Source organism: Pseudoalteromonas sp. S3260, from assembly GCF_005886925.1.
GTDB lineage: Bacteria > Pseudomonadota > Gammaproteobacteria > Enterobacterales > Alteromonadaceae > Pseudoalteromonas > Pseudoalteromonas tetraodonis.
Map to the genome: position 1 here is coordinate 40923 of NZ_PNCV01000007.1, position 21005 is coordinate 61927.

Below are 21005 nucleotides of genomic sequence, written 5' to 3' on the forward strand. Positions count from 1 at the left end.
GAATGTTGTATAAGAATAAGAACTGCGGGAGTGGCGGAATTGGTAGACGCGCTGGATTTAGGTTCCAGTATCTTAGGATGTGAGAGTTCAAGTCTCTCCTTCCGCACCATGTTCTTAATTAGAACTAAAACTCATCCAAATTTAGAGTTGGGATATCGCCAAGCGGTAAGGCACCAGGTTTTGATCCTGGCATTCCCAGGTTCAAATCCTGGTATCCCAGCCAATTTGCACACATCTTTGATTACACTTCACGATTTATCCTAAACTCCAATTATATAATTTATATCTTTTATTCTTTTTCTACCTTTATAACCTACACCACTTTTTCTTGGCATAAAAAAAGACCCAAGTTTGAGCCTTTTCATCAACTAACTAAGCTCACCACTTATTGCGTATTTTAATACCCAGTTTTTTACCGGCCCTGTATTATTAGCTAACTTTAAAAATGTGCTGCGCGCCCATTTTAATGGGGCTATTTGGTTTGAGAAACCAAAGTAGCAAGCATCCATCATACTCATCATTAATAAATTAGCGTTACGACGACTACGTTCGTACTCTTTAAGCATTAGCGGGCAACCTACATCATCAGCTGTACGCAACACTTCAGCTAAGGCAGCCACATCTTGAAAGCCTAAATTAACGCCCTGTCCTGCCAGAGGATTAATGGTGTGCGCCGCATCACCCACTAAAACGAGTCGCCCTTGTGAATAATTATTAGCATGCTGCCTTGCTAGAGGAAATATAGCATGGCTTTGTACTTCAAAATCACCAGCGAGCTTGGGAAACTTTTCAATAATATGAGCTTTTAATGCGCTAGGTTGTAGGGCTTTAAATGCTTTGAGGGTATTTGCATCGTCATACCAAATTAAATTTGCATAAGGTGCTTGCATAGGTAAAAACGCAACAGGCCCTGTAGGTGTAAACTGCTGCCATGTTTTAACTTGTTGTGGTGCATCGAGCTTTATTAGCACGCCCATACAATGCTGCTGATATTGCCACCCAGTTATACCAATATTGGCTTTGCTACGTAATTGTGATTGCCCACCATCGGCTGCAATGACTAAATCAGCAGTATAGCTTTGTTCGTTATAGTGCAAGGTAATGCTATCAGGGTTTTGCTCTATTGCAGTTAAAGCCGATGAAGGATTAATCATTTCAATATTATGCTGCTCAAATTGCTGCCATAAGCTTGCTTGAATTAACTTATTCTCGATTAAATGACCTAAATGCGTGGTATTGATGGCATGGCAATCAAATAATAAATGATCGTTACCACGCTCAAAAGCTTCTAATTGCTCATAGGGAGCGAGTCTATTTTCGCGCAGCAATGGCATAGCACCAAGCTGATCAAGCAGTTTTTCCGAAAAGCGGTTAATAGCTGATACTCGTATATCAACCTCATCACTGCTAAGCACTAGTGATGCATCTATTGGGTGTTTTTCAATAACACGTACGGCTTTACCTTGTTGCGCTAATTTAATAGCCATAGCGGCACCAACCATGCCGCCGCCTACTACAATTACATTATTTTTAGCCATGTTTTTCATCATTTTACTTCTGACTTAACTCTACTTTGATTGTATCGTAATTAGTTTGCTCTGTGTGAGCGCTTCGCTTAATTCTCTTATTAAACCCATACTATATTGATTTCAGATCACAAACATGAAATCTATACTTGGTTTTGAGCGTGTATCCAGCTAAAATACGCGTCCTTTAAGTCGAGCAAAATTTAATAATTGCGCCACTTATACCTGTTTCTAGCACATGTTTGTGCCACTATCGAATTGAACACGAGGCTATATTTCAATGAGCAAAAAGCTGCATATTAAAACCTGGGGTTGTCAGATGAACGAATACGACTCTCAGAAAATGGCTGATCTTCTAGATGCGACCAACGGCTATCAGCTAACTGAAGAAGCTGCTGATGCTGATGTTATATTACTTAACACCTGTTCAATTCGTGAAAAAGCGCAAGAAAAAGTATTCCACCAATTAGGTCGTTGGAAGTTATTAAAAGATGACAAACCAGACCTAATTATTGGTGTTGGCGGCTGTGTAGCATCGCAAGAAGGCGATTCAATTCGTCAACGCGCGCCGTTTGTCGATGTTATTTTTGGCCCACAAACATTGCATCGCTTACCTGAAATGATCAAACAAGTGCAAGGTAACAAAGGGTCATCAGTGGTTGATATTTCATTCCCAGAGATTGAAAAATTTGACCGTCTTCCTGAGCCAAAAGCAGAAGGTCCTTCTGCGTTTGTATCAATTATGGAAGGGTGTTCTAAATACTGTACTTTTTGTGTTGTACCTTACACCCGTGGTGAAGAAGTAAGTCGCCCTGTTGATGACGTGTTATTAGAGGTTGCACAGTTAGCCGAGCAAGGCGTACGTGAAGTTAACTTACTAGGTCAAAACGTAAATGCGTACCGTGGTGATACACACGATGGTGAAATTTGCTATTTCTCAGATCTAATTCGTTTAGTAGCCGCAATTGACGGGATTGACCGTATTCGTTACACCACTTCACACCCCGTTGAGTTTACGCCTGACATAATTGATGCGTATGCCGATGTGCCTGAGCTGGTTGATCACTTACACCTTCCAGTACAAAGTGGCTCAGATCGTGTTTTAAACTTAATGAAACGCGGCCATACTGCACTTGAGTACAAATCAACTATTCGTAAGCTACGTAAAATTCGCCCTAACTTAAGTATGTCGTCAGATTTCATCATAGGTTTCCCAGGTGAAAGCAAGGCCGATTTTGAAGCGACCATGAACCTTATCAACGATATTGGTTTTGATATGAGCTTTAGCTTTATTTACAGTGCACGCCCAGGTACGCCAGCGGCCGATTTGCCAGATGACGTAACCGAGCAAGAGAAAAAAGAGCGCCTGTACTTATTACAAAACCGTATTACACAAATGGCACAGCAAATTAGCCGCCAAATGTTTGATACCGAACAACGTATTTTAGTTGAAGGTCCTTCTAAGAAGAACCCAATGGAATTACGTGGCCGAACTGAAAACAACCGTGTAGTTAACTTTGTTGGCCCACACACAGTGATCGGTCAGTTTGTTGATGTACGTATTACCGAGGCACTACCAAACTCTTTACGTGGCGATTTAATTCGTACAGAATCAGAAATGAACTTACGCCGCGAAATTGCCCCTTCTGCTATTTTAACCAAAGCAGCGAGTGAGCAAAAAACCGAGACAGCTAACGAAATTGGCGTTGCTACTTTCGTACCTTAGTTGCAAAAATTCATTGCGCCAGTTAACGCTGGCGCACTGTAATAGGAAGTAATTTTGAGTAATCAGTTAAAAACATTAGAGATTTATTTAGAACCTGCCGACAACAAACGCCTTTCTTCATTATGTGGCCCGTTTGACGAAAACATCAAACAAATTGAACGCCGTCTAGGTGTTGAAATTATTCATCGTGATAACTTTTTTAAAGTAACCGGTAAACTACACAGTAGCGCCGGCGCGGTAGAGATCTTAAAAAACCTTTATATTGATACTCAGCCTGTACGTGGGGAAATTGGCGAAATTGAGCCTGACAACGTCCATTTAGCCATCACTGAGTCTAAAGCGCTTGAGCAAGACACCTCAAGTAGCGCCTACGGCAAAGAAATGATGATTAAAACCCGTCGTGGCGTTATTAAACCGCGTAACGATAACCAAGGCTTGTATGTTGCTAATATTTTGCACCACGACATTACCTTTGGTATTGGCCCTGCGGGTACAGGTAAAACCTATCTTGCTGTTGCAGCGGCAGTTGATGCACTAGAGCGTCAAGAAATACGCCGTATACTGCTCACTCGCCCTGCGGTTGAAGCGGGTGAAAAACTCGGTTTTTTACCGGGTGACTTAAGCCAAAAAATAGACCCTTACTTACGCCCACTTTACGATGCCTTATTTGAAATGCTTGGCTTTGAGCGTGTTGAAAAGCTGATTGAAAAAAACATCATTGAAATTGCGCCACTGGCTTACATGCGTGGGCGCACACTTAATGATGCGTTTATTATTTTAGATGAAAGCCAAAATACCACCACAGAGCAAATGAAAATGTTCTTAACCCGTATTGGTTTTAATTCTAAAGCAGTGATCACCGGCGATATAACCCAAGTTGATTTACCTCGAGGTGCGCGCTCTGGTCTTCGCCATGCTATTGAAGTATTGGATGGCGTTGATGAAATTAGCTTTAACTTTTTCAAATCGCACGATGTGGTACGCCACCCTGTAGTAGCCCGCATTGTAGAAGCGTATGAGCGCAACGATGAGCGTGAACGCCTTAAGCGATTAGAGAAACAACAAGCCAAAGAAGCGCTCGCCGCCCATGAGCAACCTGCTACTAAAGAGTAATACCGTGAAAACAGAACTTGATTTACAAATAGCGTGTGAGTTTGACAACTTACCCAGCCTTGAGCAGTTTGCCATGTGGGCCGATAAAGTACTTAGTCAATATCGTGATGAGTCTGAGCTGACCATTGTTATCAGCGATGAAGAACAGTCGCAACAGCTCAATAATGACTACCGTGGTAAAAATAAGCCTACCAACGTATTATCATTTGAATTTGAAGCGCCACCGGGCATTGATATCCCACTTGTGGGTGACTTAATTATTTGTCCAGCCATCGTTTTGGCTGAGGCGCAAGAGCAAGAAAAGTCATTTCATGACCACTTTGCCCATATGGTTATTCATGGATGCTTGCATTTACTTGGATTTGACCATATAAAGAGTGAAGATGCGTTAGAGATGGAAAGTATAGAAAAGCAATTACTTGCTGAACTAAACATAGCAGACCCATACCGGGACGATATTTAAATAAACGGAGCAATTAGACGTAATGAGCGACGATAACTCGCAATCTAGCCAGGGTTCTTCTGGCAGGACTTGGCTGGGCCGTATAACCCACATGTTGCAAGGGGAACCCCAGAATAGAGAAGAGCTGGTTGAGGTGATTGCCGATGCCCAAGAGCGGGATGTAATCGATCCTGAAACCAAAGAAATGATTGAAGGTGTGCTTGGTGTGTCTGAGCTTAAAGTGCGAGATATTATGATCCCGCGCTCACAAATGGTCACTTTGGAAATTGATAGCCCGCTTGAAGAGCATATACCTATGATGGTTGACTCTACCCACTCTCGTTTTCCGGTTGTGTGTGAAGATAAAGACCATGTAGAAGGGATTTTACTCGCAAAAGACTTATTACCTCTCATTTTAAACAAAGATGAGCATTTACCATCGCTACGTGACTATTTACGTCCAGCTATGGTGGTGCCTGAAAGTAAACGGGTTGATACCCTGCTTAACGAATTTCGTCAGCAACGCTACCATATGGCGATTGTGATTGATGAATACGGCGGCGTATCTGGTTTGGTCACCATTGAAGATATTCTTGAGATCATTGTTGGCGAAATCGAAGATGAGCACGATGAAGAAGAAGAACAACAAGATATTCGTCAACTAGCTAAACATGTTTACGTTGTGCAAGCACTAACCCCTGTAGATGACTTTAACGAGCATTTTAAATCAGGCTATAGTTCGCAAGACGCCGATACTATTGGTGGTACCGTATTACATGCCTTTGGCCATATGCCGAGTCGTGGCGAAACCATTGATATAGACGGATTTCAGTTTAAAGTAACTAATTCTGATAACCGTCGTATATTACAACTGCAAGTCACCATTCCTAAGGCTGATGATAACGACAGTGAAGAAACTGCTAACTAGCCTCACCCTACTAGCAAAAGATAAAAAAGCATGGCTCGCACTGGTTGCGGGCCTTGTTTTGACTTTTAGCTACGCGCCTTTTGGTATTTGGCCAATTGTATTTTTTAGCTTGGCCGCATTATTTTATTGTATCCCTGCAAACCTCACCGGAAAAAACCACGCTAAAACGGCTGCTAAATATGGCTTTATATTTGCTCTAGGCTGGTTTGGTGCAGGCATTAGCTGGGTGCATGTATCTATTGCCACCTTTGGTGGTATGCCACTTATCGCTTCCATTTCGTTAATGGTATTACTGTGCAGCTACCTTGCATTATTTCCTGCGTTGGCGCTGTGGGCAACCACTCGTTTTTCAAACAGCTCTATAAGTTTTGCAGCGCTATTACTCCCTTGTTTTGCGATTAGTGAGTATTTGCGTGCCAACCTGTTAACTGGTTTTCCTTGGTTAAGCTTTGGTTATACACAAACCGATAGCCCTCTGAATGCCCTTGCTCCTTTAATTGGTGAATTTGGGCTCACACTATTATGTATTGCCATAGGCTTTGCATTGTACAGCTTAACGCAAAAACAATTTAAAATGCCTGTTGCTATCGCTGCTGTGGTTTTGCTTGCCTTCACAAGCACACATTTTACAAAGGCAACCCATTACTCCAATAAAGACCTTTCTGTGCTGCTTGTACAAGGTAATATAAAACAACACTTGCGCTTTGACCCCAGTGAGTTTTGGACCACTATGAGTAAGTATCAGGATATGACGCGCCGTCACTGGGATGCTGATTTAATTGTGTGGCCTGAAGCCGCAGTCCCTGAAATAGAAGCCCTCGCTGATTCATATTTAGCAGGCTTAGACAGTGCCGCCTCATTTAATAAAACCGCGCTAGTAACGGGTATTGTCGATTATCAACGCGATACAAGAACCATTTTTAATACGCTGATTGTGGTCGGTAACAAAGAGCAAAATGATGAACACGGCCACTACCGTTACTTAGGTAGTAACCGCTATCAAAAGCATCAGTTATTGCCTATTGGTGAATTTGTTCCTTTTGAAGACATACTGCGCCCTATAGCTCCGTTATTTGATTTACCTATGTCGTCGTTCTCTCGCGGTGATAAAGTGCAAAATAACTTACGCGCGAATGGCTTTAATCTACTGCCCGCTATTTGCTATGAAATAGTCTTTGCCGATTTAGTGCGGGGTAACTACCAAAGCGACTCTGATTTACTATTTACCGTAAGCAACGATGCTTGGTTTGGTGATTCTATTGGCCCCCACCAGCATATGCAAATTGCCCGTATGCGCGCCCTAGAACTACAACGTCCACTAGTACGTGTTACCAACAACGGCATAAGCGGTGTATATGACCCCATAAGCCAAACACGCCAAACTATGCCACAGTTTGAAGCAACAACACTTAAAGCCAATATAAAGCTCATACAAGGCGACAGCGTATACAGCCAATACGGAAACATGTTTGTATGGGGATTTGTGTTGTTATTGGGAGTTGCTGGGTTTGCTGGTAGGTTAAAGCGATACTAATATATCTTTAACCTACAATTAATAAAAAACAGCTATTAAGTATTCCTGAAAAATAGAGGATGTATCACAAACCTCTTATTTAAATCAGTGATATCTAGTTCTGGCTTTTCAAAAGATGAATAAATAAATAAAGTACTAGATTTTTTAATACCTATAACACCTACTGCAAACCAAACCTTTATTAGCTCATTTACATCCATTGCGCGCCGATCGTGCTCTTCATCATCTTTTGCTACCGGTATATCAAGTAGATAATTTGACACTTGATCAATAATAGCTTGAGATATATCAGAAACTTTAAATTCATTAGTTGGTATAAAAGATAAGCTATCTAAATAACTTTCAATATGAAAATAAATACTTGCCCATTCTTTAACTAACGCTTTCTTTCGTCCAGAATAAAATTTCTCTTCAGCTTCAAGGATAATATCTTCATTTAATTCAACCTTACCATCGCAAGCACCTAGACATAAATTAACGAAGCTAATCGCATCCCGAGGGCGAAGCATTGTTCTCTCTAAAATATATAAATCTGCATCTAGATCATTTACTTTGAAATTAAATACATCTGCTAAGGTAACGACCTTAGTTCCTTGATACTGATTTCTAACAAGGTGGTTTATACGTGAGTCTAAGATTCCTCTAATCTCTTCCCGGTTCCAAGATATCGCGTAAATCAAAGACTGATCTTTTTCATCTTGCCTCAGGCTATTTTTATATATTCCCATAATAATGTCTGTTCGAATGGAAATTAAGATTTTCACCGATTTTATATCTAATAGTTCTTTGAACGCTTCTAATAAAGCATTTATAAAATCATATCGTATGGCACTCGAACTCAACCATGATTTATCAAGGTCATCTATACTAATGATTATTCTTATTTGTTTTTCATTAGAAAACTCTTCCTGAATTACTTTGATAAGCTCTTTTTGTTTTCTAAGAAGCTCCTTACTAACATAACTTGATGTCACTGACTGTATTTTTTGTAAGTTTTCTTCGAGCTGCTTACCTTCAAATTTAAAAATCCCGCCATTTGCTCCACCGGATAAAGATTCTTGCATTTTATTCGTTATTTCAGTGATCACATTATCATTAAAAAAATTATCTTTATAAGCTTCAACATACTCATTCGCAACCTCTGGGTTATACCTTTTTTTACTAGAGCTGATTAGTCTTTTAATCGACTCAAAAAAGCTATCATACGAGGAACGGTGAAGGAGGTTAATAACCTTTACTAAAAGAACATGTAGCCATAATGATTTATAAAAAACCCTTAGATCAATTTCCTTATCAATTAGATCAGATATGAATATATTATTTTTTATGTGTTCAAAAACTGTATTTTCAGCTTCAATCGTATCGTGAACTTTGACATTCTCGCTATTAATAATCTGTTTTAATAAAGCAGTTTTCCCACTACCAGTTCTTCCAACAATAATTCTTCGAGTAAAATCAGGGTTATTCTCACTACTATCAAAATCAAGAATACCTTTAAATACATCTGACTCATAAAAACAAGACTCTAAAAAAGAATCGGTTTCAGCCTCTAGCTTACCTATTTCAGCATTTTTCCTAAATTTATATGAACTCATTTCCTTCGATACTCACTTGAAAATATTGACTAATATTAGTACAGATTCACATACATTATTTAACAATACAACTTTTTGCTTGTCTAAATAAAGTTAAGAAAAATATAAGTAAATCACCTTTATAAATCATACATCTACCTTCTTAGAACTGTTCTTCTCAATTAAACTTAATCCTTCACTGCCTCTTTAACTGTATGCGTATTCACTATCTGATTTAAATCGCCTTGTATTACCACCGTTGCTGATATTTTATCTTGAATGGCTTGCCTGTTTGGGTCCCAGTACACTTGTAAAAAGCCTAACAAGCCGGTGGCAAAACCTGCGCCGTAACCACCGTAGCGGCCAAAACAATCAAGTAAACCCAGCGGTTCACCACTTAATGCAACCACTCGGGTGTTACAGAGCTTTTTACCAGGGGTTTGACCACGCCATAATAAAGAAAACAGTGTGAAGTACACAGCCGCCCAGCCAAAACCCAAACCTAAATCTTGAATAATACCTTTACCCCACTGCAAAATACTGTGCGTGGTTGTTTGTGCGGGTTTATCTTCTATTAACTGCGCAAGCTTTAATTCATTATTTTCACCAAACACTAATAATTGTAAAAATGCTTTTGCAAGTTGTGGGTTTTGTAAGTCGTCCATTTCGGCTAATTTGGGTACTTGCCCTATCAAATTATCAAGCGCATTTTGTTGGCAAAGTTGCTCACAGCTTTCGTCGGCTGTTTGCACTAAGTAGGCATTTACCTGCTTTTTTTCTGTGGAGGTAAGCTGAATGTCATCCTGTATTTTTAAGCCTTTAACAGTTAAGCCTTGAACAGGGTCATCGCCTTCTAAGTAATCTATGCCAATTGAAAGCACAGCAAGAGCGCTTACAAATAAAATACTTGCTGCTACTATTTTTAATATTCTTCGCCACACACTCGACATTTTAGGAAGGTATTGCTGCGCCGTTCCTTTGTAAAAAGCCATCGCAGCAACGAATGCAATAATAGTCGCACTGAGCTTTGCAGCTATGAATATTAATGCAACATCAATAATCATAGCTAATGCGCGCCGAGTCGGCGAAGCCAAAGGCAAGCCAAGTAAAGCATTATCAACCTCAAAGGCATATGGCGTGATCACTTCTCGAGTTTCGGCTTTAGATAACGCTAATTGTTCTAATTCTTGTGCTTTCATTATTATACTTGTTATTAAAATAGGTAACGCGGTTAAATTACGCGCTTTTTAATTTTTGCTCAAGCGAATAAAATGGATAACGAGAGTTCACATTTAAAATAGCCGCTAGTAATAGATTAATTCTTAAAAGAGTGAACAATTAATCTATCGTATCGTATTAAATATAAAAGCTACGAGGAAGAGCTCATGACCACCAAACAACTCTCATCACTTTTTGTGTTTAACTTACTGTTTGCCACAACCGAGGCAAACGCCAATGCTCGCTGGTATGTGGTTAATGATTCGGTGATGGGTGGCATTTCTAATAGTCAGGTTTTGTATGAAAACGACAATTTAGTGTTTACAGGCAATGTATCGCTTGCAAACAATGGAGGGTTTGCTTCTATTCGAACGCTATTGGATTTACAAAGCCAAGACATCACTAAAATTATGCTACGTGTTAAGGGCGATGGTCAAACCTATCAATTACGTTTAAGAACTAATGAATACATGGATGGTGCGGCTTATACCCGCTCGTTTAGTACCACAAAGAGCGAGTGGCTTAATATTGAGTTTTTACCTGAGGATTTTCAGCTTACTTATCGCGGCCGCTTACTTGAACAACAACCTACAATTAACTTTAAAGATGTAAGGCAGCTTGGGTTTATGATTGCAGGTAAACAGGCGGGAGAATTTAGGCTTGAGGTTGAAAAAATTGAGTTTAAAAACTAACTTTTCTGCGTACATTACAAGGTTAAATAACCTGAACTAATACAGTTAGACTTTGGTTAAATAGTAAAGCCGTCGCCTCGCCTTTTCATTTCGTTGATTACTAGCTCAATAATTTGTTGTTTTATTGCTGCCTGCTGAGACTTTACCTCACTAAGTTGCAGCTCCAATCTATTTATCTCTTCTTGTTGTTGCTCGGTTTTATACTTTTTAGCTCCCATATGCTCAGCATCCATAGTTAAGCGACTATCGTCTTCAGCTGGCCCATATTGGCTATTATCAATGGTTAAACTGCGTTGTACCGTACTCTGCTTAAGCTTATTTACTTGTTCTTGCAATGCAACCACTTGCTGGGTGAATATTTATACCCAAGTTGCCTCAATATACAGAATTCAGCGCTTCACAGGGACTTAATATCAAGGCGTTCCCTTTGCAATAATGGTCGTCCCTTTTAAAAAGGAACAACGAAGGGAGTAAGTTTCTGTGAAACGCCCTACGGGTTGGTTTAAAAGCTATTTATACTGCGTTATTGATTTTAACAAGGGAATAACCATTATTTGCAATCAATGCCTTGCCTAAATCACTTTTAATTCCAACTGAAACTCGCATCTTGAGGTGGCTTGGGTATATGCCTTTTCTAAATTTTGATATTGCTCAGCAAATGTTGCGTTATCTTCGCTGTATTTTTGAACCTTAGCATCTAAAAACTCTGATAAAACATAGTCAGGCTCTTCCTCTGATTTATCATCAATGTGTTGCTGTTCTGATTCTATTAAAGGCTGATTGTTATAATTAGATGCTTGATATTGAATTGAGGCGGTTGAAATCTTCATTATTTTATCCCTAAAATGAATTTGTCACTATTTTAGGTATCGACTGATATTTTAAATTCTTGAGTAGGATTGACTGATAAGAGCAAATAAAAAAGCCCTACTTGATTAAAGCAGGGCTTAAAGTATTTTTTACCTTAAAATTACGACTCAATAGCCAGTAATTCCACCTCAAAAATAAGCAATGACGCAGGAGGTATACTCCCTACCCGCTTTTCACCATAGGCGAGCTGATGCGGTATATAAAACTGAAATTTATCCCCCGGGCTCATCAGTTGTAGGCCTTCTGTCCAACCTTTTATAACTTGGTGCAAGCCAAAGCTAATCGGAGTTTTGCGCTCCACTGAGCTGTCAAATACGGTGCCGTCGATTAAAGTGCCATGATAATGCACTTTAACCATACTCGTTGGGCTAGGTGTATTTTCGCTCTGTCCTTTATGGATTATTTTATATTGCAAGCCAGAAGCCGTTTCATGTACGCCTTCAGTTTTTACATTGGCAATTAAATAATCACTTTCAATCTGTGCGTTTGCGATTGCTTGCTGCTTGGCTTTTTTACTGTTTTTAAAAATTAAAACGCAAAAAATAGCGATAACAATCAGTAAAATTATATTGATCATAACTCCCCTTTTTCATCTTCTGAGTCGTGGTCTTTTTCGTCGCTGTTATCGCCATTAACAATATCGGCAATGTCTTTTAATCGCGCTAATGCGATGCCATTAACCGAATCTTCTGGGTAGTGTTCATCAACCATATCACCCGCTTCAATATCCATTAATAAGTTTAATGCTTGGTCAACGGTTTCCACAGCATAAATATTAAACTTACCTAACTCAACGGCATTGAGTATTTCGTCATCAAGCACCAAATTAACTTGGTTCGATTTAGGAATAATAACCCCTTGCTCACCCGTTAAGCCGCGCATTTTACATAGCTTAAAGAAGCCTTCTATTTTTTCGTTTACACCACCAATGGCCTGCACATCACCATGTTGGTTAATTGAACCAGTTAGTGCAATAGACTGACTGATAGGTAAGCTCGTAATGGCCGAAATTAGCGCACAAAGTTCAGCAAGAGAGGCGCTATCACCATCTATGTAGCCATAACTTTGTTCAATAGCGATATTCGCACTGAGTGTTAAGCTAAAGTGTTGCGCGTATTTATTACCTAAATACCCAGTAAGCAACATTACCCCTTTTGAGTGAATTGCTTTACCCAGCTCAGCTTCGCGTTCCACATCAATTACGCCGTCAGCGCCCGCATAAACGGTAGCAGTAATACGTGCAGGTGTGCCAAATGAGGTGTCACCAATGTGCAGTACAGTCAAACCATTTACTTTACCTACGGCTTGGCCTTCAGTAGCTATTAAAGTATGCCCTTCCTTTATATCGCTGAGCATGTTTTCGCTAATTTGCCCCGTACGGTACTGCTTGCCTTGTATGGCTTCGTCAATATGGCGTGCATCAATCACCGTTAGCTTGTCTTGCTTAGCGTAAAAACTGGCCTCAGCCACAAGCTCTAACACATCAGCAAAACGTGCTGATAACTTATTATGGTGCTCTGCTTGGCGATAACTAAATTTAAGTAATCGCACCATTGCGGCTTCGTTTAACGTGCACTTTAATGTTTGCTCGCAGTAATCACTGACTTTAGTAATAAACTGATACTGCAGCTTATCGCTACTTGGTAAGTAATAATCAAAATCGGCAAGTACTCTAAATAACTCAGCAAATTCCTCGTCGTATTCACCGATGGTGTAATAAAGTTCACGTGAGCCGAGTAAAATAATTTTCACATCAAGCGGTATTAACTGCGGTCGAAGCGTAAAGCTACTACCAACTACACTGTCTTGATAAGGTAAGTCATTTTTAATTTGATGGGTTTTTAGCGACAGCTTTAGCCCATCCCATACTTGGGGTTGAGCCATTACTTTTTCAGCATCCATAATTAAATAGCCGCCATTGGCGCGGTGCAATGCACCTGGCTGAATTGAGCGATAGCTGGTAATTAACGACCCTTGCGATGTGGCGTATTCAATTTTGCCAAAAATATTACCAAAAGTTGGGTTTGGCTCGTAAACAACCGGTGCTGCATCGCCTTCTTTGTATTCAACTAAAATATTAGGTGCAAAAAAGTCGGTAAGCATACCTTTACGGTCAAAGTCTTCTTTGTTTTCTTCGCTTTCACCTTCATCATCAAGCCATTCAAGCACGGCATCAATAATTTCTACACGTATATCTTTTAAATAACGCAGCACACCAATATGGCTGGCGTATTTATGTTCTAAATCTTTTAATAGCGGTTTAGTGGCTTGCTCAGCGGTAGACTTTTTAAGATTGCGAAGCTTTTCTTTAGATTCACGTTTCCAGCGCGGTAACTCAATAAGCGCTTCAATGAGGGCATCTTCTAATTTTTCTATACGCTCAAAAAACATTTCGCGTAAATCATCTTCCAAATCAGAAAATTCATTATCGGTAAGTTGCTTGCCATCAATCAGCGGTGCAAAGCCGACTACGCCTTTTTCTTCAATTAGTGCCACACTTTGCTCAAGCGCGGCTATTTCTACTGCGGTAATGGCGCCGTCGTAAGCATCGTTAAACTCACGGTCTATCGATTTTTTCTTGCGCTGATAAGCTGGGTTATCAAATGCAGCAGGAAAGGTGTCGAGTACTTCATCAATAAATGAGTCAATGTCATCGGCTAATTGTTTGCTTTGCCCTGCATGCATAAATAACGCAATAGGCTCACGGTGATCGTCGTAGTTATTAACATACAGCCATTCATGCGGTGTTGTGCGCTCTTTAGCGTGTTGTTTTAATTTGTCTTTTACTAAGGTAAAACGCCCGTGTGCCGCCTCTCCCATTACGTAAACATTATAACCGGGTAGGTCCATTCCTAAAGAGAAGTCCAATGCACTTTGCGCACGTTGTTGGCCTATAAAGGTAAGTTGCTCAGGGTATGGATTGCTCATGCAAGTGTTTACATGGCTCGAAGAAATACTCGGTGCAAGATTTGATACGGGTAGTGGCAGCAGTTTTTTCGTCATTCTAACTTCTTTTTTTACCAGCTTAATTGCTAGATTTGGGCATATTGAGTGGCCTACAGCCACTCAATACTTATATTTAGGGTTGTAAAGCCTGGCGGCTAAAATAGATGCCATCACACTGCGTGCAAGGAATAATTTGCGTTGCATGGTAAACATCGTAACTATGGTTGCAATTCTTACATACTAATGTGCCCATGGCTATCCATTCACCTGCGTGATAAACACCATTATGCTTAAAATCTTCACTTAATGACTGCCATTCAAGCTGTGTTTTGTCTTCAATATGAGAAAGCTCAAACCACAATGACTCTTTAAGCTCCTGCCATGCAAGCGAATTATAGTAGCTATTATTTTCTTGTAGGTGAGAAATGTCACGCATTAAGTAATTACGATAAAGCTGGTATTTTTCTTCACCTAAATCTTTAAGTGCCTGCTCAGATTCAATAAATCGCTTTACTGCGGCTTTAACTTCATGCTCTTTCACATCTTTTAACCAATCGGTTAATCCACTAAGCCATGTTCTGTAATCTGCCATTTTATACTCCTTGAAAACGTCTACTGATTTACTCTATACCATAGATAAGTATAGGTTAACCTGTACTGAAAACTAATTTACTCGCAAATTTACAAAAAGCGCCGCTTTGACGCTGTGAATAGCGCTTTATTTGGGGTATCCTATCGACAATTTTTTATTAGTATGCAAGAAGTTTGGAAACGTAAATGCAAGAGCAATATAACCCACAAGACATAGAGTCAAAAGTCCAACGCTACTGGGAAGAAAACCAAGTATTTAAAGCCACAGAAGATGAGAGCAAAGAAAAATACTATTGCCTCTCAATGTTTCCTTACCCAAGTGGTCGACTGCATATGGGTCATGTACGTAACTACACCATTGGTGATGTGGTTTCTCGCTTTCAGCGCTTGCAAGGCAAAAACGTAATGCAGCCTATGGGTTGGGATGCGTTTGGTTTACCTGCAGAAAACGCGGCTATTAAAAATAAAACAGCCCCTGCAAAGTGGACTTACGAAAATATTGACTACATGCGTAACCAACTTAAGCAATTAGGTTTTGGTTACGATTGGGATCGCGAGATTGCGACTTGCCACCCAGAATATTACAAATGGGAACAATGGTTTTTCACTAAGCTTTACGAAAAAGGCCTAGTGTACAAAAAAATGTCAACAGTTAACTGGGATCCGGTCGATCAAACTGTACTAGCTAACGAGCAAGTAATTGACGGCCGCGGTTGGCGCTCAGGTGCGGTAGTGGAACAAAAAGAAATTCCACAGTGGTTTATTAAAATTACCGACTACGCACAAGAGCTATTAGACGATTTAGACAAATTAGAAGACTGGCCTGAACAAGTTAAAACCATGCAGCGCAACTGGATTGGTCGTTCTGAAGGCTTAGACATAGAATTTACGCGTACCGATAACAACGAAAAATTTAGCGTATACACAACACGCCCAGATACATTTATGGGCGTAACATACCTAGCTGTTGCCGGTGGCCACCCTATTGCACAAGAAGCGGCTAAAAATAGCGACGCGATTGCAATGTTTGTTGAAGAATGCAAAAACACCAAAGTTGCTGAAGCAGACATGGCAACCATGGAGAAAAAAGGTATTGCAACAGGCTTTTATGCCACTCACCCATTAACGGGCGAGCAACTACCAATTTGGGTTGCTAACTTTGTATTAATGCATTACGGCTCAGGTGCGGTAATGGCAGTACCTGCGCACGACCAACGTGACTTTGAATTTGCAACAGCTTACGGCCTAGATATTAAACAAGTTATTGCGCCAGCTGAAGGCTCTGAGCTTGAAGTAAACCTAGCCCAAGAAGCATTCACCGAAAAAGGGGTATTAGTAAACTCAGGTGAATTTGATGGCCTTGATTTTGAAAACGCCTTTAACGCTGTTGCCGACAAACTAGAAGCACTAGGTGTAGGTGAGCGTAAAGTAAACTTCCGTCTTCGCGATTGGGGCGTAAGTCGCCAACGTTACTGGGGCTCTCCAATCCCAATGCTGAGCGATGAAAACGGTAACGAGCTTGCTGCTACTGAAGATATGCTCCCTGTGCGTTTACCAGAAGATGTGGTAATGAATGGTGTTACATCGCCAATTAAAGCCGATCCGAATTGGGCTAAAACAACTGTAAACGGTGTACCTGCCACTCATGAAACTGATACTTTTGACACCTTTATGGAATCATCGTGGTATTACGCTCGCTACTGTAGCCCACGCCATGACGAAGGCATGTTAGACCCTGCAGCCGCTAACTACTGGTTACCAGTAAACCAATACATTGGTGGTATTGAGCACGCTATATTGCACTTATTATATTCGCGCTTTTTCCACAAATTACTACGTGACTTTGGTTTAGTGAATTCAGACGAGCCATTCGACCGCTTACTTTGTCAAGGTATGGTACTTGCCGAAACATTTTATCGTAAAGATGAAAAAGGCGGCGATGTATGGATTTCGCCAAGTGATGTAAATACCGAAACCGACGATAAAGGCCGTGTAACCAAGGCATGGCACAAAGAAGATGGTGAACCTGTATTCTCATCTGGCATGAGTAAAATGTCTAAGTCGAAAAACAACGGTATAGACCCACAAGAAGTTATTGCCCAATACGGTGCAGATACAGTGCGTTTATTTATGATGTTTACAGCACCACCAGAGCAAACACTTGAATGGTCAGACTCAGGGGTTGAAGGCGCACATCGTTTCTTAAAACGTGTCTGGAAATACGCAGTAGACGTTAAAACAGTAGGTTACCAAGCACTTGATAAATCGGCGCTTACTAACCCACAAAAAGTACTACGTCGTGAGCTACACAAAGCAATCGCAAAAGTGAGCGATGATGTAGAACGTCGTCAAACCTTTAACACCGCTATTGCCGCAATTATGGAGCTTTCAAACAAGCTATTAAAAGCGCCATTAAGTGACACACAAGATGTTGCCATTGCTAATGAGGCACTGGAAGCATTAATAATTATGCTGGCACCTATTACACCGCATTTATCGCATCAATTATGGCAAGACCTAGGTAAAGAAGGTGATATTTTAGATGCAGCATGGCCAAAAGTTGACGAATCTGCCCTAGTTGAAGATGAAAAACTAATCATCGTACAAGTAAACGGTAAGCTGCGTGCAAAACTAACAGTGGCTGCAGATGCTACGCAAGAGCAAGTAGAAGCTTTGGCATTTGCCGAGTCTAACGTGACTAAATTTACTGATGGTGTAACGATACGCAAAGTCATTTATGTACCAGGTAAATTACTTAACGTGGTAGCTAACTAATATGGCTGCTTTAAACGCCATTAAAAACGGACTAGCCTTAGTGCTAGTCTGTTTTTTGTTATCGAGCTGTGGCTTTCATCTTAAAAAAGCATCAAGCCTACCCGATGATTTAAAACAGCTAACGCTTGTGGGGGATGATCAAAAATCTGCTTTATTTAGCTATTTGCAAAGCGAATTGGCTATGAGCGATGTCACTTTAGTGCCTGCAAGTAAACAATCAGCGCAGCTTTATTTATTTAAAGAACAACTAGAGCGTCAAACCTTATCGTTGTTCCAAAACGGACAAGTAGCTGAGTACGAACTGGCATACAGTGTGAGTTATGTTGTAAAACGCCCAAAACAAGAAGCCATTGAAAAACGTTTTGAGCTTTACCGTAATTACCAAGATGATCCTGACAACGCACTAGCTAAAGCAAAAGAGCTTGAACTGCTGATCAGCGAAATTCGCCAGCAAGCGAGTCGTCGAATTGTTAGAGAGTTGTCGCAACTATAATGCGTTGTTATGCAAATCAGCTGCCTAGCGAATTAAAAAAGGGGTTAAAACCTTTTTATTTGGTTTTTGGTGAAGAGCCTTTTCAAGAAGCGCAATGTGTACAGCTCATACGCGATAGCGCAAAAGCGCAAGGTTTTGATGAAGTAATTAAATTCACTTTAGCCCAAGGCTTTGATTGGCAGGAAATCATAGCGCAATACCAAAGTATGTCGTTATTTAGTGCGCGTACAATTATTGAGCTTGACTTAAACCAGCAAAAACCTGGTACACCCGGTGCTAACACCTTTAAAAAGGTTGTTGAACTTGAAAATCCTGACACCATTTTAATTGTTAAAGGCGCCAAAGCAAGCCAAGATGTGCAACGCGGTGCGTGGTTTAAAGCACTCGATAAGCAAGGGTTATTTGTACCCTGCTATCCGCTTAGTGGTAATCACTTAAAACGTTGGCTTGATGAACAATGCCAACGCTTGTCACTTAATTTACAAAACGAGGCTAAGCTCAGTTTAATTAATGCCACTGAAGGCAATTTACTGGCTTGTTTCCAAGAGCTTGAAAAGCTGTCACTAATACATGGTGACGCTCTCATTACCCAACAACTGGTAATGCAAGGGCTACTAAACCAATCTAAATTCGATATTTTTGATTTAAGTGATGCCCTGTTAAACGGCCATACTACACAAGCAATAAAAGTATTAAATAAGCTTGCCAGTGATAACACTGAAGTAGTGAGTATTTTATGGGCCATCAATAAAGATTTAAATACCTTAATCAGTGTACAACAAGGGTTATTGCAAGGTGAGTCATTAGCGACCCTGTTTAAACAAAAAGCGATTTGGAAAAATCAGCAAGCGCCGGTACAAACAGCGATAAACAGACTAAATATTCACACCCTTGAAAGTATTAGCAGTGAACTGGCATTATTTGATGCAAGCTACAAACAAGGTGTATTAATTGCCCCCTATCAAGCATTAGCACATATTTGTATTAAATTTTGCCAACCACTCGATATTCCACTGCCGTGTCATACTAACCGTCAGTAAAGGAAAAATACCATGATTGCAATTTTTGGTGGCACTTTTGACCCTGTTCATTTTGGGCACCTTAATATGGCGCAGCAATGCGTTGCGACCTTTAAATTACACTCACTCTATTTTATGCCCTGTGCAATACCCGCACACAAAGCGGCACCGGGGATCAGCACCGAACATCGTATTGCAATGCTTAAAACCGCAATTAAACCATATTCGCAGTTTAAGCTTGATTTACGGGAGCTAAAACGTAGCGGCCCGTCGTATTCTTTATTAAGCTTGCAAGAACTAAGAGCAGAAAATCCCGATACCCCGATTCTATTTTTAATTGGTATGGACTCATTCAACAACCTTGATAAATGGTATCAGTGGCAAACAATAACGAGTCTATGCCATATAGTGGTGTATCAACGCCCAGGTCAAAACTGTGATGTACAAGGTGAACTTAAAAACTACAAACAGCAGGCTATGAGCAACGATATTTCACTACTGAACGAAAAAAATGGCGGACACCTTTACTTTTTAGAAGGTAAGCAACTGGATGCTGCATCCAGCACTATCCGTCAAACGCTTAAAAAAAGTATTAAAAAGAGTGAACTATTACCCGACGCCGTGAGTCACTATATTAAGCAGCACCAGCTTTATCAAGAGTGATTGGTATAAACCCCTCAGCGTGTTAAAATAACCGCTATTAAATTTTAAATTGAGACAAAACCTTGGATTCGAAACAACTACTCGCTTTTGCACTAGACAAAATTGACGATATGAAAGCACGTGATGTGATTCAACTTGACGTAACTGGCACTTCAGACGTAACCGATTACATGATTGTATGTTCAGGCACATCAAGACGTCATGTATTGTCAATTGCTGATAACTTAGCAAAAGAAGCTCGCCACGCTGGTGAAGAGCCATTAGGGTATGAAGGCCAAAGCGATGGTGAATGGGCACTCGTTGATTTAGGTGATGTGATTGTTCACGTTATGCAAGATCAAGCACGTAGCTATTACGATCTAGAAAAGCTTTGGGGCTAATTGCTCCCTATTTTAGACAACGCTTGGAAGTAACGTCGTGAAAATACAAATGATTGCTGTTGGTACAAAAATGCCAGCATGGGTAGAGACAGGTTTTGCAGAGTATCAACGCCGCTTTCCCAAAGATATGGCATTGGAACTCATTGAGATCCCTGCTGGTAAACGTGGAAAAAATGCCGATATAAAGCGTATTTTGCACATTGAAGGTGAAAAAACCTTAGCCGCCATACCTAAAGGCAATCGTATTGTCACACTAGAAGTAACCGGTAAAGCACTGGATACTCATCAACTAGCGAAAAACATGGAAAAGTGGCAACTAGATGGTCGCGATGTCAGTTTATTAATTGGCGGACCTGAAGGCTTAGCCCCAGAGTGTATTGCTGCCTCTGAGCAAAAATGGTCGTTATCAAATTTAACGCTCCCACACCCTTTAGTACGCATTATTGTTGCTGAAAGCCTCTACAGAGGCTGGAGCTTAAATAACAACCATCCTTATCATCGCGAGTAGTTTCTTG

19 protein-coding genes, 2 tRNA genes and 1 pseudogene are annotated in these 21005 nt (G+C 40.4%); 14 read left to right on the plus strand and 8 right to left on the minus strand.

Going from position 1 to position 21005, the window contains the following annotated elements; all coding sequences use genetic code 11:
- Window positions 1-24: 24 nt before the first annotated feature.
- Both CWC14_RS01185 and CWC14_RS01190 read left to right on the plus strand, forming a co-directional pair.
- Window positions 25-109, plus strand: a tRNA-Leu gene (locus tag CWC14_RS01185).
- Between the two features lie 39 nt (window positions 110-148).
- Window positions 149-223 (plus strand) — tRNA-Gln (locus CWC14_RS01190).
- A 145-nt stretch (window positions 224-368) separates the two neighbouring features.
- Here CWC14_RS01190 and CWC14_RS01195 read toward each other — a convergent pair.
- Entirely contained in the window at window positions 369-1550 is a 1182-nt protein-coding gene (locus tag CWC14_RS01195; RefSeq protein ID WP_138560799.1) for an FAD-dependent monooxygenase, read from the minus strand.
- A 256-nt stretch (window positions 1551-1806) separates the two neighbouring features.
- On the opposite strand from CWC14_RS01195, the gene miaB reads away from it, so the two are divergent.
- The 5 genes from miaB to lnt are packed head-to-tail and all read left to right on the plus strand — an operon-like array spanning window position 1807 to window position 7269.
- Entirely contained in the window at window positions 1807-3252 is a 1446-nt protein-coding gene (gene miaB / locus CWC14_RS01200; RefSeq protein WP_008467975.1) for a tRNA (N6-isopentenyl adenosine(37)-C2)-methylthiotransferase MiaB, read from the plus strand.
- Window positions 3253-3306: 54 nt separating this feature from the next.
- Window positions 3307-4365 (plus strand): PhoH family protein, encoded by a 1059-nt coding sequence (locus CWC14_RS01205; RefSeq protein WP_008115160.1) that lies wholly within the window; start codon window positions 3307-3309, stop codon window positions 4363-4365.
- 4 nt (window positions 4366-4369) lie between these two features.
- Window positions 4370-4828 (plus strand): rRNA maturation RNase YbeY, encoded by a 459-nt coding sequence (ybeY, locus tag CWC14_RS01210; RefSeq protein WP_010388332.1) that lies wholly within the window; start codon window positions 4370-4372, stop codon window positions 4826-4828.
- 22 nt (window positions 4829-4850) lie between these two features.
- Complete coding sequence (gene corC, locus CWC14_RS01215) at window positions 4851-5735, plus strand: CNNM family magnesium/cobalt transport protein CorC (protein WP_013465334.1); 885 nt, start codon at window positions 4851-4853, stop codon at window positions 5733-5735.
- Window positions 5716-7269 carry an apolipoprotein N-acyltransferase gene (lnt, locus tag CWC14_RS01220; RefSeq protein ID WP_171036813.1) on the plus strand — a complete coding sequence of 518 codons (1554 nt, stop codon included), beginning with the start codon at window positions 5716-5718 and terminating at the stop codon, window positions 7267-7269. Before corC ends, lnt begins: the two co-directional genes overlap by 20 nt.
- A gap of 35 nt (window positions 7270-7304) precedes the next feature.
- Here the strand turns inward: lnt and CWC14_RS01225 are convergent, their stop codons facing one another.
- Window positions 7305-8864 carry a P-loop ATPase, Sll1717 family gene (locus CWC14_RS01225; RefSeq protein ID WP_138560803.1) on the minus strand — a complete coding sequence of 520 codons (1560 nt, stop codon included), beginning with the start codon at window positions 8862-8864 and terminating at the stop codon, window positions 7305-7307.
- Between the two features lie 167 nt (window positions 8865-9031).
- The gene (locus CWC14_RS01230) at window positions 9032-10042 is read right to left on the minus strand and encodes an RDD family protein (RefSeq protein WP_138560805.1); all 1011 of its coding nucleotides are present in this window, start codon (window positions 10040-10042) and stop codon (window positions 9032-9034) included.
- Between the two features lie 186 nt (window positions 10043-10228).
- Here CWC14_RS01230 and CWC14_RS01235 point away from each other — a divergent pair, with 186 nt between their 5' ends.
- Complete coding sequence (locus CWC14_RS01235) at window positions 10229-10753, plus strand: CIA30 family protein (protein ID WP_138560807.1); 525 nt, start codon at window positions 10229-10231, stop codon at window positions 10751-10753.
- A 56-nt stretch (window positions 10754-10809) separates the two neighbouring features.
- Here CWC14_RS01235 and CWC14_RS01240 read toward each other — a convergent pair.
- The 5 genes and pseudogenes from CWC14_RS01240 to CWC14_RS01260 form a co-directional block, all read right to left on the minus strand.
- Window positions 10810-11109 (minus strand): annotated as a pseudogene (locus tag CWC14_RS01240) (hypothetical protein); the annotation flags it as partial.
- Between the two features lie 216 nt (window positions 11110-11325).
- Complete coding sequence (locus CWC14_RS01245; protein ID WP_249928665.1) at window positions 11326-11583, minus strand: hypothetical protein; 258 nt, start codon at window positions 11581-11583, stop codon at window positions 11326-11328.
- Between the two features lie 140 nt (window positions 11584-11723).
- Complete coding sequence (bamJ, locus tag CWC14_RS01250; RefSeq protein ID WP_010388321.1) at window positions 11724-12200, minus strand: BamJ family beta-barrel-assembly machinery protein; 477 nt, start codon at window positions 12198-12200, stop codon at window positions 11724-11726.
- Window positions 12197-14626 (minus strand): Lon protease family protein, encoded by a 2430-nt coding sequence (locus CWC14_RS01255; RefSeq protein WP_055012811.1) that lies wholly within the window; start codon window positions 14624-14626, stop codon window positions 12197-12199. The genes bamJ and CWC14_RS01255 overlap by 4 nt, the downstream gene beginning before the upstream one ends.
- Window positions 14627-14702: 76 nt before the next feature.
- Complete coding sequence (locus CWC14_RS01260; RefSeq protein WP_109874371.1) at window positions 14703-15161, minus strand: zinc ribbon-containing protein; 459 nt, start codon at window positions 15159-15161, stop codon at window positions 14703-14705.
- A gap of 185 nt (window positions 15162-15346) precedes the next feature.
- Between CWC14_RS01260 and leuS the strand changes: the two genes are divergently transcribed.
- From leuS to rlmH, 6 genes are all read left to right on the plus strand, one after another.
- Complete coding sequence (leuS, locus tag CWC14_RS01265) at window positions 15347-17935, plus strand: leucine--tRNA ligase (RefSeq protein WP_138560809.1); 2589 nt, start codon at window positions 15347-15349, stop codon at window positions 17933-17935.
- A gap of 1 nt (window position 17936) precedes the next feature.
- On the plus strand, window positions 17937-18428 hold the full coding sequence (locus CWC14_RS01270; protein WP_138560811.1) for an LPS-assembly lipoprotein LptE: 492 nt from the start codon (window positions 17937-17939) through the stop codon (window positions 18426-18428).
- Window positions 18428-19468 carry a DNA polymerase III subunit delta gene (gene holA, locus CWC14_RS01275; protein ID WP_109874369.1) on the plus strand — a complete coding sequence of 347 codons (1041 nt, stop codon included), beginning with the start codon at window positions 18428-18430 and terminating at the stop codon, window positions 19466-19468. The genes CWC14_RS01270 and holA overlap by 1 nt, the downstream gene beginning before the upstream one ends.
- A 12-nt stretch (window positions 19469-19480) precedes the next feature.
- Entirely contained in the window at window positions 19481-20110 is a 630-nt protein-coding gene (nadD, locus tag CWC14_RS01280) for a nicotinate-nucleotide adenylyltransferase (RefSeq protein ID WP_138560813.1), read from the plus strand.
- A 62-nt stretch (window positions 20111-20172) separates the two neighbouring features.
- Window positions 20173-20490 carry a ribosome silencing factor gene (rsfS, locus tag CWC14_RS01285; RefSeq protein ID WP_010388304.1) on the plus strand — a complete coding sequence of 106 codons (318 nt, stop codon included), beginning with the start codon at window positions 20173-20175 and terminating at the stop codon, window positions 20488-20490.
- Window positions 20491-20527: 37 nt separating this feature from the next.
- The gene (gene rlmH, locus CWC14_RS01290) at window positions 20528-20998 is read left to right on the plus strand and encodes a 23S rRNA (pseudouridine(1915)-N(3))-methyltransferase RlmH (RefSeq protein ID WP_002958522.1); all 471 of its coding nucleotides are present in this window, start codon (window positions 20528-20530) and stop codon (window positions 20996-20998) included.
- The last annotated feature ends 7 nt before the right edge of the window (window positions 20999-21005 follow it).